General features: G+C 61.8%; 14 protein-coding genes. 8 read left to right on the plus strand and 6 right to left on the minus strand.

Going from position 1 to position 13,554, the window contains the following annotated elements:
- Nucleotides 1–4: 4 nt before the first annotated feature.
- Together maiA and C4J94_RS05625 are read left to right on the plus strand one after the other, a co-directional pair.
- Complete coding sequence (gene maiA, locus C4J94_RS05620; RefSeq protein ID WP_124385269.1) at nucleotides 5–640, plus strand: maleylacetoacetate isomerase; 636 nt, start codon at nucleotides 5–7, stop codon at nucleotides 638–640.
- A 149-nt stretch (nucleotides 641–789) separates the two neighbouring features.
- Nucleotides 790–2,151, plus strand: a complete 1,362-nt coding sequence (locus C4J94_RS05625; protein WP_124385270.1) for an aromatic acid/H+ symport family MFS transporter — start codon at nucleotides 790–792, stop codon at nucleotides 2,149–2,151.
- Here C4J94_RS05625 and C4J94_RS05630 read toward each other — a convergent pair.
- On the minus strand, nucleotides 2,148–2,951 hold the full coding sequence (locus C4J94_RS05630) for a SirB1 family protein (RefSeq protein ID WP_124385271.1): 804 nt from the start codon (nucleotides 2,949–2,951) through the stop codon (nucleotides 2,148–2,150). The two genes, C4J94_RS05625 and C4J94_RS05630, sit on opposite strands and share 4 nt — an antisense overlap.
- A gap of 186 nt (nucleotides 2,952–3,137) precedes the next feature.
- Between C4J94_RS05630 and C4J94_RS05635 the strand changes: the two genes are divergently transcribed.
- Complete coding sequence (locus C4J94_RS05635) at nucleotides 3,138–4,157, plus strand: Glu/Leu/Phe/Val dehydrogenase dimerization domain-containing protein (protein WP_124385272.1); 1,020 nt, start codon at nucleotides 3,138–3,140, stop codon at nucleotides 4,155–4,157.
- Nucleotides 4,158–4,211: 54 nt separating this feature from the next.
- Here C4J94_RS05635 and C4J94_RS05640 read toward each other — a convergent pair whose 3' ends face one another.
- Nucleotides 4,212–4,472: a YebG family protein gene (locus C4J94_RS05640; RefSeq protein WP_003171979.1), complete on the minus strand. Its 261-nt coding sequence runs from the start codon at nucleotides 4,470–4,472 to the stop codon at nucleotides 4,212–4,214.
- A 275-nt stretch (nucleotides 4,473–4,747) separates the two neighbouring features.
- Between C4J94_RS05640 and C4J94_RS05645 the strand changes: the two genes are divergently transcribed.
- The 3 genes from C4J94_RS05645 (at nucleotide 4,748) to C4J94_RS05655 (ending at nucleotide 5,979) form a co-directional block, all read left to right on the plus strand.
- Complete coding sequence (locus C4J94_RS05645) at nucleotides 4,748–5,008, plus strand: DUF6124 family protein (RefSeq protein WP_124385273.1); 261 nt, start codon at nucleotides 4,748–4,750, stop codon at nucleotides 5,006–5,008.
- A gap of 179 nt (nucleotides 5,009–5,187) precedes the next feature.
- Nucleotides 5,188–5,370, plus strand: coding sequence for an antitoxin (locus tag C4J94_RS05650; protein ID WP_124385274.1), 183 nt, complete (start codon nucleotides 5,188–5,190; stop codon nucleotides 5,368–5,370).
- 120 nt (nucleotides 5,371–5,490) lie between these two features.
- On the plus strand, nucleotides 5,491–5,979 hold the full coding sequence (locus tag C4J94_RS05655; protein ID WP_057724703.1) for a phosphate-starvation-inducible protein PsiE: 489 nt from the start codon (nucleotides 5,491–5,493) through the stop codon (nucleotides 5,977–5,979).
- Here C4J94_RS05655 and C4J94_RS05660 read toward each other — a convergent pair.
- The 3 genes from C4J94_RS05660 to C4J94_RS05670 all read right to left on the minus strand — a co-directional run bounded on the left by C4J94_RS05660 (nucleotide 5,976) and on the right by C4J94_RS05670 (nucleotide 9,286).
- Entirely contained in the window at nucleotides 5,976–6,293 is a 318-nt protein-coding gene (locus tag C4J94_RS05660) for a DUF3509 domain-containing protein (protein ID WP_124385275.1), read from the minus strand. The two genes, C4J94_RS05655 and C4J94_RS05660, sit on opposite strands and share 4 nt — an antisense overlap.
- A 268-nt stretch (nucleotides 6,294–6,561) precedes the next feature.
- Entirely contained in the window at nucleotides 6,562–7,848 is a 1,287-nt protein-coding gene (locus C4J94_RS05665) for a serine/threonine transporter (RefSeq protein WP_124385276.1), read from the minus strand.
- Nucleotides 7,849–7,909: 61 nt separating this feature from the next.
- On the minus strand, nucleotides 7,910–9,286 hold the full coding sequence (locus tag C4J94_RS05670; RefSeq protein ID WP_124385277.1) for an L-serine ammonia-lyase: 1,377 nt from the start codon (nucleotides 9,284–9,286) through the stop codon (nucleotides 7,910–7,912).
- Between the two features lie 137 nt (nucleotides 9,287–9,423).
- Here C4J94_RS05670 and C4J94_RS05675 point away from each other — a divergent pair, with 137 nt between their 5' ends.
- Together C4J94_RS05675 and C4J94_RS05680 are read left to right on the plus strand one after the other, a co-directional pair.
- Nucleotides 9,424–10,371 carry a LysR substrate-binding domain-containing protein gene (locus C4J94_RS05675; protein ID WP_124385278.1) on the plus strand — a complete coding sequence of 316 codons (948 nt, stop codon included), beginning with the start codon at nucleotides 9,424–9,426 and terminating at the stop codon, nucleotides 10,369–10,371.
- A 213-nt stretch (nucleotides 10,372–10,584) separates the two neighbouring features.
- Nucleotides 10,585–10,995, plus strand: coding sequence for an HPF/RaiA family ribosome-associated protein (locus C4J94_RS05680; protein WP_124385279.1), 411 nt, complete (start codon nucleotides 10,585–10,587; stop codon nucleotides 10,993–10,995).
- 140 nt (nucleotides 10,996–11,135) lie between these two features.
- Here C4J94_RS05680 and fecA read toward each other — a convergent pair whose 3' ends face one another.
- Nucleotides 11,136–13,472 carry a TonB-dependent Fe(3+) dicitrate receptor FecA gene (gene fecA / locus C4J94_RS05685; protein WP_124385280.1) on the minus strand — a complete coding sequence of 779 codons (2,337 nt, stop codon included), beginning with the start codon at nucleotides 13,470–13,472 and terminating at the stop codon, nucleotides 11,136–11,138.
- Nucleotides 13,473–13,554: the final 82 nt, after the last annotated feature.

Consider the following 13,554-nt stretch of genomic DNA (forward strand, 5'->3'; position numbering starts at 1 on the left):
GGTGATGGAACTCTATACTTACTACCGTTCTACCGCATCGTACCGGGTACGGATTGCCCTGGCGCTCAAGGGCCTGGATTTCACGGCTGTGCCGGTCAATCTGCTGGTGCCGGCGGGTGGCGCCAATCGCCAGCCCGAGTACCTGGCGATCAACCCGCAAGGGCGCGTGCCGGCCTTGCGCACCGATGACGGCGAGCTGTTGATCCAGTCATTGCCGATCATCGAATACCTGGACGAACGTTATCCACAGGTGCCGCTGCTCTCCACGGACCTTGCAGTCCGAGCCCATGAGCGCGCCGTGGCGTCGATCATCGCCTGCGACATTCACCCGTTGCACAACTCCAGCACCCAGAACCTGCTGCGCCAGTGGGGGCACACCGAGGAGCAACTGCTTGAGTGGATCGGGCACTGGATCAGCCAGGGCCTTGGCGCGGTGGAGCAGTTGATCGGCGACCATGGATTTTGCCTTGGCGAGCAGCCGGGCCTGGCCGACGCGTTCCTGATCCCGCAGCTTTACGCGGCCGAGCGTTTCAAGGTGTCGCTGGCGGCGTACCCGCGTATCGGCAGGGTCGCGGCACTGGCGGCGCAGCATCCGGCCTTCGTGCAGGCGCACCCTGCCAATCAACCCGATACCCCCTGAAACACTCAGGCCAATGTGGGAGGGGGCTTGCCCCCGATAGCAGTGGGTCAGCTATGAATGTGCCGACTGACACACAGCAATCGGGGGCAAGCCCCCTCCCACATGTTTGATCAGCCTCGGCCAATAAAAATAATTAAAGGTACCTTGCGATGCACAACCAGATTGCCAGCTTTCGCGCGGCACTCGACGCCCGTCCGGTGTCGCGCTATCAGTGGTTGATTCTCCTGCTGCTGGCCTTGCTGCTGGTGACCGACGGTTACGACGCCCAGGTGCTGGGCTATGTGGTGCCGGCGCTGGCCAAGGACTGGGGCCTGGAAAAGGCCGCGTTCGGCCCGGTGTTCAGTGCCAACCTGCTCGGTCTTACCTTCGGCTCGCTGCTGGTGACGCCGCTGGCGGATCGGTTCGGCGTGCGGCGCATCCTGTTGGGTTGCGTGCTGATCTACGCCAGCCTCACGGTATTGATGGTGTTCGCCAACTCCCTGACGACGTTGATGGCCGCGCGCTTTATCTGCGGCATCGGCATGGGCGGCGCGATGCCGAGCGCCATGGCGTTGATGTCGGAATATTCACCGCCGCGCCTGCGCACCTTGATGGTGACCCTGGCCGCATGTGGCTTCTCGTTCGGCGGCGCGGCCGGCGGGTTTGTGGCGGCGGGGTTTATCGACGGGTTTGGCTGGCAGGCGGTGTTCCTGGCGGGCGGTGTAACGCCGCTGCTGTTGTTTCCGTTTTTGCTGTGGCTGTTGCCCGAATCCCTGCCGCGCTTGCTGCGCGATGCACCGCCCTATGTGCGGCTGCACAAGGTCACGGCGCGCATGCTGCCCGGTTGGCGGGCGCCCCTGGCGAGCGAGGCACAAAACCGCCAGGAGCAGGGCAGCCCATTGACCGTGGTGGAACTGTTCCGTAACGGCTATGCCCGCCCGACCGTGCTGATCTGGGCGACCTTTTTTGTCAGCCTGATCCTGCTGTATTTCATGATCAGCTGGCTGCCTTCGCTGTTGCTCGAAAGCGGGCTGGCGCTGAACGAGGCCAACCTGGTGACCTCGATGTTCCTGTTCGCCGGCACCTTGGGCGCCATCGCCATGGCCTGGTTCGCCGACCGGCTCAAAAGCAAAGTGCGCCTCCTGTCCGCGGTGCTGGCCGCGGCGGCGGTGTGCACGGTATTGCTGGGCCTGAATCACGACAACCCGCGTTATCTGGTGGCCTGTGTGTTCGCCGCCGGGTTCTGCATCATCGGCGGGCAACTGACCCTCAATGCGTTCGCCAGTAATTTCTACCCGGCACACGTACGCGCCACCGGTACGGGCTGGGCATTGGGGGTGGGTCGATTCGGTTCGATCCTGGGGCCGTTGCTGGGCAGCATGCTGCTGGCGATGCATATCCCGGTGCAGCAGATTTTCTTCTTCTGTGGGATTCCGGCGGTGATTGCCGCACTGTTGATCATCCAGGTGCGTTCGCCCAGCGTGAGCGCGCCCGTCAACCCGGTGCAGGGCGATATTCTCAAGGCGCCCTAATGCACCACTGAATTGGGCGGCAGATGGCCCAGCCGCTCGGTCAGGCGCAGGCGCTGGATAGGGTCTTCGCTGAGCATCAGCGCATGTTCGAGGTCGAAGCGTTCAGCACTGGGACAGTCCAGGCGCTGATACAGGCTGGCCCGCGCCAGGTAGTCGGCGGCGCTGGCATTGCCCAGTTCGAGCACGCGCTCGGCATCTATCAGGGCGGCCAGCGGTTCGTCGTTGGCGAGGTACAACTGGCGCAGGTTGCGTGACAGCCGCTGCAGGATCGCGCGGGGCTCGGCGCTCTGCAGGTGCTCGGCCTGCAGCTTGAGATTGGCCCCGTACTGGCGGTGCAGCAGTTCGCGGCAGTCGTTGGGGTATAGACGCCGGCCGCCGCACGGGTCCAGCAGGTGATCGGCACCCGGCACGCGCAACAGGAAGTGGCCGGGGAAATTCACGCCGACCATGGGGATTTCCAGGCGCCGCGCCAGCTCCAGCGCGATCAGGCCCATGGCCAGGGGTTGCCCGCGTTTACGTTGCAACACCTTATCCAGCAATGCAGCGGCGGGGCGTAGCGGGGTGAAATCATCCTGAGCAAACCCCAGGTCGTTCATGCGCCGCAGCAGCGGCTGACCCAATTCATCGGCCGGCAGCAGCGGCATGCCCAGGCTGACCTGTTGTTGCAGGGCGCCGAACGCCTGCAGGATCAGCGCTGGCTGCACGGCGGCGTCATGCTCGGCCGCAATCCAGAGCGCGGCTTCAAACAGCGCTGGGGGCGAGCGGTCCAGGCAGGCGAAAAAGGCTTGGCGGGGCTTCATTGCGTTCTCCGGCGTATGCCTCGTTTTAGCCTTGCTGCGAATTTTCGTCCAGCATCTTAAGTAAATATCCCACGCGCTTATGCCGCAGGTCCCATGAAATGGGGGCGCTTATTCCAGCGCAATCCAGCAGATTGCTGGCGTAAGCCTATACTTGGGCCACTACCAGAAGTGATTCGGGAGCCCTTGATGTTTGCGCTCATGCACAGCACCCGCCTTGAATCGCTGCACCTGAGCGTCGACCCGGTGAGCGGGCTGAAGGCAATCATCGCCATTCACAACAGCCGCCTCGGCCCGGCTCTGGGCGGCTGCCGCTACCTTGCCTACCCCGACGATGACAGCGCCGTGGCCGATGCCGCGCGCCTGGCCCAAGGCATGAGCTACAAGGCCGCCCTGGCGGGCTTGCCGGTGGGAGGCGGCACGGCGGTGATCCTGCGCCCGGCCCATGTGGAGAGCCGCGCAACGCTGTTTGAAGCCTTCGGTCGCTGTGTGGAACAACTGGGCGGGCGCTACATTACCGCCATCGACAGCGGCACCTCGGTCGCCGACATGGACTGCATCGCCCAGCACACCCGCTTCGTCACCAGCACCACGGCCGCCGGCGACCCGGCGCCCCATGCCGCCATGGGCGTGTTCACCGGTATCCGCGCCACCGCCATGGCCCGCCTGGGCAGCGACAACCTCGAAGGCCTGCGCGTGGCGGTGCAGGGCCTGGGCAACGTCGGCTACGCCCTGGCCGAACAGCTGCATGCGGCGGGCGCCGAACTGCTGGTCAGCGACATCGACCACGGCAAGGTGCAACTGGCCATGGAACAACTGGGCGCCCACCCCATCGCCAACGACGCCTTGCTCAGCACCCCGTGCGATATCCTCGCGCCCTGCGGCGTGGGGGCGGTGTTCAACCGTCAGAGCGTCGGCCAACTGCGCTGCGCCGCGGTGGCCGGCTCCGCCAGTGCGCAATTGACCAACCTGCAAGTGGCCGACCAACTGGAAGGGCGCGGCATCCTCTACGCCCCGGACTACGTGATCAACTCCGGCGGGCTGATCTACGTCGCGCTCAAACACAGCGGCGCCGAGCTGCCGAGCATCACCGCGCACCTGTCCAACATCGCCCGGCGCCTCACCGAAATCTACGCCCATGCCCAGGCGGAAAAACGCTCTCCGGCGCGGGTTGCGGACGAGCTTGCCGAGCGCTTGCTTTACCAATAACCGGGCATTAAAAAGGCCCTGAATCCATGATTCAGGGCCTGTTCAATTCGGGCTTTATTCCGCCGCCGCGTTCAGCAACTCGGACAGCGCGTCCGGTTGGCTCTTGAACGCCTTGGCAAATACATCGCGGTTCTTCGCCATGTAGATCCCGGCTTCTTCCACCTGCTGCTCACTCAGGGATGGCACGGCTTTTTGCAACACTTCTGCCAGCAACTCAGCGAGTTCAAGCATCTTGTCATGACGGTCAGCTTCGGCTTTATCCATGAACAAACGCTCCAGATCTCGGCTGCTGCGGTATACCACTTCGACGGCCATTCACCACCTCACATGCCTTCACGATAGTTGTCTTTGCGACTACTGTATTTACATACAGTGAAAAGGATAAGCCAAACGCTGGGGTTTGGATAGTAGGTTTTTTAATGTAGTTGGGAAATGGGGGTTTGCTACAGCGGAAATTTCGCACAGCACGTCGAGGTTGCTGAGCAATCCTACGGTGGCTTACCTTTCACGAGCTGTGCATTCGCATGGCCGAGCTTGGCGGCTCGATTTAAGGGAAGGAGAACCTACGTGTTTACTTTTGGAGTCGTACCATGGAAAGAAATACCTCAGTCAATACCGACCATCTGAATCCAGAGCCGCCTGTCACGCTTTTCAGTGTAACGCCCAACACTGACACAGAGGCCTTGCTTGCTAACGCAAGCGAAACCTTGCGCAGCGCCTGTGAAATGGCCAACACGCTAGCCTTCGACCTTGAAGGTCCTCAGCGAAGCTTGGTATTGGGGATTCACCAACTGGTGGAGCTGGGAGGCTTGTTAGTCGACCGAGCGCTGGAACACGTCGCACCAGTCTGAGTCCCAACGACACCTTTGCCGAATGCGTTGGACGTGGCGAGCGAGCTTGCTCGCGCTGGGCTGCGTAGCAGCCCAATTCAGGCAAAGGTGTGCTTTCAGAAAAAATCCCAGTGACAGTTTGTGGGGGCGCTTCGCACTCCAGCGGGGGCAAGCTCCCTCGCCACACAAGAGGCGTTCATATGAAAAATGAGTGTTTTGAAAGCCCTCAAAGCTGGAATGACGATTCGGCCTACGACCAATGGTTTCGAGCCAAGGTGCAAAAAGCCTTGGATGACCCATGCTCAGGCATTTCTCATGAAGAAGTCATGAGCGAGATGAACGCACTCATCGAGTCGAAGCTTTCCCTCCATCAAGCCGATTAAGTGCCTAATATCAGCCTGCCACCATCTCACTACCCTGCCTCTGGCCTTTTTTCTGCATACAGAACAATCGTCACGTCCACCCCGCATTATCCGGTCGAGCCGACCTAAGGAAGCATCATCGTGAAAATCAACTGGGCCGAAAAGCTGCGCCAGCAAGTCCATGGGCTGGCCGAGTCGCTGGGCAATCTATTTGTCGAGTCGTTCCACTACCTGGCGCTGTTCGCCATCGGAGCGGTGACCGCCTGGGCGGCGGTGATGGAGTTTCTGGGGATGCTGGAAAACGGGCACATCAAGATCGATGACATCTTGCTGCTGTTCATCTACCTGGAATTGGGCGCCATGGTCGGGATCTATTTCAAGACCAACCACATGCCGGTGCGCTTCCTGATCTACGTGGCGATCACTGCGCTGACGCGTCTGCTGATTTCCAACGTGTCCCATCACAACCCGCCCGATGTGGGCATTATCTATTTGTGCGGTGGGATTCTGCTGTTGGCCTTCGCGATTCTGGTGGTGCGCTATGCGTCGTCGGCTTTTCCGTCGGTGAAGGTCGAAGGCCCGCGTCGCAAGGGCGAGGCGAGCCTGGAGACGGAGAAGGGCGAGCTTTAAAGTCCGACGCTGAACGGCAGGTCACGGGTGGGCGGGCGCTGCAGGAGCTCGTGGCTGTCCCCATCCGTCATCACCGCGAGGATTTCCATGGCGCTGTGGCCCTGCTCGATGGCGATGCCGAACTGAATGCTTTGCACCAGGCGCTTGAGCCGCTGCGGGTCGTTGCGCTGTTCGGCGCTGATCATGCGCTTGGCCACCACGCCGGTTTCATCCGAGAGGGTGAGCATGATGCTGCCGTCCAGCCGCTGGATGCTCAGGTTGACGCGGTATTGCGGGCTGAAGGTGTCGGTGATGATCTGAAAAGGATTGTCCATGGTGCGCTACCGCCTGATAAGAACATGCAGTCATTGACGACCGGTGTCGGGAATAGTTCGTGTTGCCTGACCACCGGCCAAAGTCCGTTTTCCTCACAGGCTGTACAGCAAGGGCCGTGCCGTACAGGCGCTGAAGCTTTAAATGTGGGAGGGGGCTTGCTCCCGATTGCGGTGTTCCAGCCGAGTATTTGTTGGCTGATACACCGCTATCGGGGGCAAGCCCCCTCCCACATCAGACCTGGGTTGTTCCTGGGGGCGGTGACCCGTTTCAGGGCAGCACGGAGAAAACGATCGCAGACAGCGCAATCAGGCCGATCACCACTACGAACACATTCGACACCTGGCCCGAATACTGGCGCAGAGCTGGCACGCGCTGGATCGCGTACATCGGCATCAGGAACAGCAGGCACGCGATGATCGGCCCGCCCAGGGTTTCGATCATGCCCAGGATGCTTGGGTTGAAGGTGGCCACGGCCCAGCAGGCCAGCACCATGAACAGCGCGGTGCAGCGCTCCAGCCCTTTGGACGACAGGGAGCGATTGCGCCCGCGCAGGGATTTGACGATCAAGCCCTGGAAGCCTTCGCTGGCACCGATGTAGTGGCCGAGGAAGGATTTGGTGATCGCCACCAGCGCGATCAACGGCGCGGCGTAGGCGATCACCGGGGTCTGGAAGTGGTTGGCCAGGTACGACAGGATCGAGATGTTCTGTGCCTTGGCCGCGGCGAGGTCAGCCGGTGACAGCGCCAGCACGCAACTGAAGCAGAAGAACATCACGGTCACCACCATCATGCCGTGGGCGGTGGCGAGGATGCCGCTGCTTTTGCGTTCGGCCTGGGCGCCGTACACGCGCTTCTGGTCGACGGCGAACGCGGAGATGATCGGCGAGTGGTTGAACGAGAACACCATCACCGGGATCGCCAGCCACAGGGTCTTGAAGAACAGCGGCAGCGGCATCCCTTCGCTGGCGGAAGCGAAGAATGCGCCGTTCCAGTTGGGGATCAGGCTGACGGCCAGCAACAGCAAGGCGGCGACGAACGGGTACACCAACACGCTCATGGCCTTGACGATCACGCCCTGGCCGCAGCGCACGATGGCCATCAGGCCGAGGATTAGCACCAGCGACAGGATCGCCCGCGGCGGCGGGGTCATGTGCAACTGGTGTTGCATGAAGCTGCCCAGGGTATTGGTCAGCGCCACGCTGTACACCAGCAGAATCGGGAAGATCGCAAAGAAGTAGAGCAGGGTGATCAGCTTGCCTGCGCCCACGCCGAAGTGCTCTTCAACCACTTCGGTGATGTCGCCGGATTTGCCCGACAGCACGAAGCGCGTCAGCCCACGGTGGGCGAAGAAGGTCATCGGGAAGGCCAGCAGCGCCAGCACGATCAACGGCCAGAAGCCGCCGACGCCGGCATTGATCGGCAGGAACAAGGTGCCTGCGCCAATGGCGGTGCCGTAGAGGCCGAGCATCCAGGTGGTGTCGTGTTTGGTCCAGCCGGTGGTGACAGTGCTCTCTACAGCGGGATTTTCGGCAGCAGGTGTACGTACATCAGTCATCGATATTGCCTCGTTATTATTTTTGCGCGGGCTCACGTTGGGGCGGGTGAAAGTGCTCCGATCAGCACTCCACCCAGCTGACCGCCAGGCCGCCCCGTGAAGTTTCTTTGTATTTGTCATGCATATCGGCGCCGGTATCGCGCATGGTGCGGATCACCCGGTCCAGGGAAATGAAGTGCTTGCCGTCGCCGCGCAAGGCCATCTGGGTGGCGTTGATGGCTTTGACGGCTGCGATGGCGTTGCGCTCGATGCAGGGCACCTGCACGAGGCCGCCGACCGGGTCGCAGGTCAGGCCGAGGTTGTGTTCCAGGCCGATTTCGGCGGCGTTTTCCAGTTGCTCCGGGGTAGCACCGAGGATATCGGCCAGCCCGGCGGCGGCCATGGCGCAGGCCGAGCCGACTTCGCCCTGGCAGCCGACTTCGGCACCGGAAATCGAGGCGTTCTTCTTGCAGAGGATGCCGACGGCGGCGGCGGCCAGGAAGAAATTGACGACGTCGTCGTCGGACGCGTCGGTGTTGAACTTCATGTAGTAGTGCAACACCGCCGGGATGATGCCCGCCGCGCCATTGGTCGGCGCGGTGACCATGCGCCCACCGGCGGCATTCTCTTCGTTGACGGCGAGGGCGAACAGGTTGACCCACTCCATGGCCGACAAGGTCGAGGTGATCACGTTCGGCTTGCCGATTTCCAGCAGGCTGCGGTGCAGTTTCGCCGCGCGGCGTGGCACGTCGAGGCCGCCAGGCAAAATGCCTTCATCGCGCAGGCCTTGTTCCACGCACTCACGCATCACCGACCAGATGTGCAGCAGGCCGCTGCGGATTTCCTCGTCGCTGCGCCAGGCCCGTTCGTTGGCCATCATCAGTTCCGAAACCCGCAGGCCGTGTTGGTTGCACAAGGTCAGCAGCTCGACGGCGCTGGAAAAGTCGTAGGGCAACTGCACGTCGCTGGTCGGCGCAATGCCTGACGCGGCTTCGGCAGCCTCGATGATGAAACCACCGCCCACCGAATAGTAGGTCTGCTCGCTTAACAGGCCGCTGTCGCCATAGGCGTGCAGGGACATGGCGTTGGGGTGGTAGGGCAGGCTTTCATCGAGCAGCAGCAGGTCGGTGTGCCAGTTGAAGGCAACGGCGTGGTGGCCGGCGAGGAGCAACTGGCCGGACTCGCGCAGTTGCTGGATGCGTGCGTTGATCGAGGTGGGGTCGACGCGATCCGGCCATTCGCCCATCAAGCCCATCACGCAGGCGCGGTCGGTGGCGTGACCGACGCCTGTCGCAGACAGCGAACCGTATAAACGCACTTCGACGCGGCGGGTCTGGCCAAGCAACTGCTGGTCGGTCAGCGCCTGGGCAAAGGTTGCCGCAGCACGCATCGGGCCGACGGTATGGGAGCTGGATGGGCCGATGCCCACTTTGAATAGATCGAAAACACTGATAGCCATGCTAAAGCCTTACAAGCAATGGAGTAGAAATCGCTGCCATGTTTTGTAGAGCAGGCGGAATTGGCGCGATACTGAGCCTCTGGATCAGCACTGACCAACGAATTATCCTAAGACACCCTTTAGCAGGACTAAACGCTATGACCCGCCCGCTTCATGGCCAGACGTACGTCTGGCTGCACGTGTTTTCCTGCGCTGCACGGCATTTGTCGTTCACCCGCTGCGCCGAAGAACTGCACATCACGCCGGGGGCGGTGAGCCAGCAGATTCGCCAACTGGAGGACCGCCTGGGCTTCCGGCTGTTTCACCGGCGGGCCAGGGGCGTGGAACTGAGTGCCGAAGGGCAGCGCCTGGCAGCGGTGGTGGGGGAGGCTTACGGCAGCATTGATGCCGAGTTACAGCGCTTGGACGCCGGGATGATCAGCGGCACCTTGCGCCTGCGTTCGATCCCATCGTTTCTCGGCAAGTGGCTGACCCCGCGTCTGCCACGTCTGCAACAGCGCTTTCCGGACATCCAGCTGCGCATGGTTGCCGAAGACAGCAGCATCGCCTTGCATGAGGGCGATTTCGACCTGGCCATCGACCTGAACGACGGCAGCTACCCGGGCCTGTTATCCACAGCGCTGCTGGACGAGCAGATTTTTCCGGTGTGCGCCCCCAGCCTGCTGCGCGGGCGCCCGCCGTTGCATGGGCCGGCGGACCTGGCGCACTTCCCGCTGCTGCACGACATTACCGCCTGGCGTGGGAGCTATGAGTACGCCGAGTGGGAGTTTTACCTGAATGCCATCGGTTACCACGACGCCGATGTGCGCCGCGGGCACACCTTCAACCGCAACCACCTGACCATCGAAGCCGCCATCGCGGGCATGGGCGTGGCGATTGCGCGGCGCACCTTGCTCAACGACGAACTGGAACGCGGCACCCTGATCGTGCCGTTCGGCCTGGCCGTGCCCAACCATAAACGCTATGTGCTGCTGTATGCGCCAGGCGCACTGAGCCATCCGGGCGTACGCGCGGTGCATGATTGGCTGGTGGAGGAGGCGGGGATTTTTCGTGCATTGCACCCCCTGGGAGAGGGGCAATTGTGAGGATCACGGAGCGCAGGAAGATGTAACTAACTCCCCACCCTAACAGCGTTTTTGCTTGTCGTCAGGGTTAATTTGTAATGTAGGATTTATCTTTGCAAAGGGGTTGAATTGTTTCAGCGAGTGCTCAATTGTGTAATCAAGAGGTCATGGTTTCACCACCCCGGTGTTGCAGTTTGTGATCTCTGGCGAGCTAGCTGAAATAAGGGAAGAACTATGCAAATCCAAGTCAATAGCGATAACCATATTGAAAGCAGCATCCGACTGGAGGAGTGGGTACGTACCACCATTGAGAGCACGCTCGAACGTTATGAAGAAGACTTGACCCGCGTTGAGGTTTACCTGCGCGATGAGAACGGCGACAAGCCTGGCCCCCATGATCTGAGTTGCCGTCTGGAAGCACGGCCAAAGGGCCATCAAGCAGTTTCGGTCTGCCATAAAGCCGATACGCTGGAACAAGCGATCGATGGCGCGGCCACCAAGCTCGATCACGCCCTGGAGCATCTGTTCGGCAAACTGCAAGGCAAGCCCCGCGCTGCCGGTAAAAACCAGCCGATCAACAAAGTGAATGAAGACGCGCTTGAAGAGGAATTTCTGGAAAACGAAAACGCTGCCATTAACAGCTGACGGTTTTTCCACCCCCCATGAACGGGCCTGCACATGCAGGCCCGTTTTCGTTCCTGAGCATGCTGGGTATCAAATGTGGGAGGGGGCAAGCCCCCTCCCACATTTGGATGTGTGGTGGCCTGCAAATTGAAGGCAGCCAGTCAGAACGCGATGGACGTTTGCACATACACCGTGCGCGGCTCACCCACGTACTTGCCCTTGTTGTTATCGTCGAATGAGCGTGTGTAGTACTGCTTGTTGAAGATATTCTTCACCCCCACCGCTACGTTCAGGTCCGACAGCTGCGGGCCGAAGTCATAGGCTGCGCGGCTGCTGAACAGCATGTAGCCGGGGATGCGCCCATTCGCACCGTCGGCGCTTTCGGCCTGGGTGTTGGCGTTGTCGGCGAACTGGCTGCTCTGGTAGCTGCTGTCCAGGTTGAGCTTCCACGGCCCTTCGGTGTAACCCACGCCAAGAGTGCCTTTGTGCCTGGACGAGAAGGGCACGCGGTTGCCTTTGTTCGGGCCGTCTTCGCGGATGGTCGCGTCGACATACGCGTAAGTGGCGTACACATCGAAACCGGCCAGCGCCGGGCTCAGGCCGTCGAGGGCATAGTTGATGCTCGACTCGATGCCCTGGTGCCGGGTTTCACCGCGCGCGATTACGGTGTCATTGGTCTGGTTGCTGTCGTACTGGTTGTCGAAATTAATCAGGAACGCACCGATTTCCGCGCGCAGGCTGCCGTTGTCATAGCGCGTGCCCAGCTCCCAGGTGCGGGCTTTTTCCGGTTTCACTTCGCCGCTGTTCACGCGGTTGGGCATCTGGCTGTACTGCACGCTGCCGAACGAACCTTCGGTGTTGGCGTAGAGGTTCCAGTCCTCGGTGAGGTGGTAGAGCACGTTCAACGCCGGCAGCGCGGTGTTGTAGTCGCCCTTGTAGTTGACGTTGGTGAGGTTGTTGCTCTGCTGGGACTTGATCATCTCGTAGCGCATGCCCGGCGTGATCGTCCACTTGCCGATATCGATACGGTCGTCGATGAAGAAGGCATTGGCTTCGGTGCCGCCGCGCGTGTCGCGGTCGTTGCGGCTGTCGGTGCTCGGCATTGGCTGGTTGGCGGCAATCGGCGTGCGGTAGCGCAACTCGTGGCCGGCTTCGTTGATGTAGCGGTAGCCGACGCCCACTTCGTGGCGGGTGGGGCCGAGGTCGAAGCCCTGGGCGAAGCGGGTTTCCAGGCCACGTACCCAGTATTCGCGCGGTGACAGCGAGAGGAAGCTGCCCTGATCGAGGTAACCGCTGCGCAGGGTCTTGGTGAAGAAGCTGTTGACCGTGAATTCGCGGCGATCCTGCTCGTAGCGGTAGCCTAAGTTGAACATCGTACGGCGGCCCCAGAATTTGTCGTAGGGGCGGGTCGACTGGTAGGGATCGGCCTTGTAGTCCTTGACGTTCAAGCCGCCGGGCATATCGGCCTGGCCTTCGTAGTACTGCGCCATGGCGTTGAAGCTGTTGGCGTCATCCAGTTGGTATTTGCCCTTCAGGATCAGGTCATCGATGCGCGTGTCGCTGTTTTCCCGCCAGTCGCCACCGCGGGTGCCGGAGTACAGCAGCGCGCCGCCCAGGCCATTGTCGGCGGTGCCGCCGGCCAGCAGGTTGCCGGTGGTCTTGAAGCCATCGTGGCTGGAGGACGGGCTGGTTTCGGTCTGCAGGCCGCCTTTGACGGTGGGCGCCTGCGGGATTGCGCGGGTCACGAAATTGACGATGCCGCCGACGTTCTGCGGGCCGTAGCGCACTGCGCCGCCGCCGCGTACTACGTCGACCGCGTCCATGTTGCCCATGCTGATCGGGGCGAAGGACAGTTGTGGCTGGCCGTAAGGTGCGAAGGGCACGGGGATGCCGTCCATCAGCACCGTGGAGCGCGAGGCCAGGCGTGGGTTGAGCCCGCGAATGCCGAAGTTCAGCGCCATGTCATGGCTGCCGGTGCCGTTGTTGTCTGGGGCATTGACGCCGGGGATGCGGTTGAGCACGTCGCGGGCCTGGGTGGCGCCCTGGCGTTCGAATTCTTCGCGGCGGATCACGTCGCGTGCGCCGGGGTGTTCGAACACGTTGGTCTGCGCCGCATCGCCGAGCCAGTCGCCGACCACGTTGGACGTCTGCAGCTCGAGGGTGGCCGGGATGCTGGCGGGTTGCAGGCTGTAGGCATTGTCGCCCTCGGCACGGGCTTGCAGGCCACTGCCTTCCAAGAGTTTTTGCAGGCCCTCGGCGGCGCTGTAATTGCCCGACAAGCCTGGGCTTTGCAGGCCGGCGGTGACCTCGGAACCGAACGACACCAGCACGCCGGCTTCGCGGCCGAACTGGTTCAGCGCCGCTTCCAGGCTGGTGGGCGCGATGTGATAGGTCTTCGCTTCGGCCGCCATTGCCGGGGGCAGTACGGTCAGGCTGAGGCTGGCGCCGAGCAGGAGTTGGCGCAGGGTGCGGGCAAGAAGCGTCGGTTGCAGGGGCATGAAGGGCGGTCCTGAGAAGGAAGGGTCAAGGTGGCTTTCCTTCTCTGTCACGCGAGGGCTGGAAAACAGCTCACTGTTTTTT

It is taken from the genome of Pseudomonas sp. R5-89-07 (genome assembly GCF_003851685.1).
GTDB lineage: Bacteria > Pseudomonadota > Gammaproteobacteria > Pseudomonadales > Pseudomonadaceae > Aquipseudomonas.

Bases quoted from the DNA above. Each gene is read 5' to 3' on its own strand.
- maiA (WP_124385269.1), top strand. From the start codon at position 5: ATGGAACTCTATACTTACTACCGTTCTACCGCATCGTACCGGGTACGG.
- C4J94_RS05625 (WP_124385270.1), top strand. From the start codon at position 790: ATGCACAACCAGATTGCCAGCTTTCGCGCGGCACTCGACGCCCGTCCG.
- C4J94_RS05630 (WP_124385271.1), bottom strand. From the start codon at position 2,951: ATGAAGCCCCGCCAAGCCTTTTTCGCCTGCCTGGACCGCTCGCCCCCA.
- C4J94_RS05635 (WP_124385272.1), top strand. From the start codon at position 3,138: ATGTTTGCGCTCATGCACAGCACCCGCCTTGAATCGCTGCACCTGAGC.
- C4J94_RS05640 (WP_003171979.1), bottom strand. From the start codon at position 4,472: ATGGCCGTCGAAGTGGTATACCGCAGCAGCCGAGATCTGGAGCGTTTG.
- C4J94_RS05645 (WP_124385273.1), top strand. From the start codon at position 4,748: ATGGAAAGAAATACCTCAGTCAATACCGACCATCTGAATCCAGAGCCG.
- C4J94_RS05650 (WP_124385274.1), top strand. From the start codon at position 5,188: ATGAAAAATGAGTGTTTTGAAAGCCCTCAAAGCTGGAATGACGATTCG.
- C4J94_RS05660 (WP_124385275.1), bottom strand. From the start codon at position 6,293: ATGGACAATCCTTTTCAGATCATCACCGACACCTTCAGCCCGCAATAC.
- C4J94_RS05665 (WP_124385276.1), bottom strand. From the start codon at position 7,848: ATGACTGATGTACGTACACCTGCTGCCGAAAATCCCGCTGTAGAGAGC.
- C4J94_RS05670 (WP_124385277.1), bottom strand. From the start codon at position 9,286: ATGGCTATCAGTGTTTTCGATCTATTCAAAGTGGGCATCGGCCCATCC.
- C4J94_RS05675 (WP_124385278.1), top strand. From the start codon at position 9,424: ATGACCCGCCCGCTTCATGGCCAGACGTACGTCTGGCTGCACGTGTTT.
- C4J94_RS05680 (WP_124385279.1), top strand. From the start codon at position 10,585: ATGCAAATCCAAGTCAATAGCGATAACCATATTGAAAGCAGCATCCGA.
- fecA (WP_124385280.1), bottom strand. From the start codon at position 13,472: ATGCCCCTGCAACCGACGCTTCTTGCCCGCACCCTGCGCCAACTCCTG.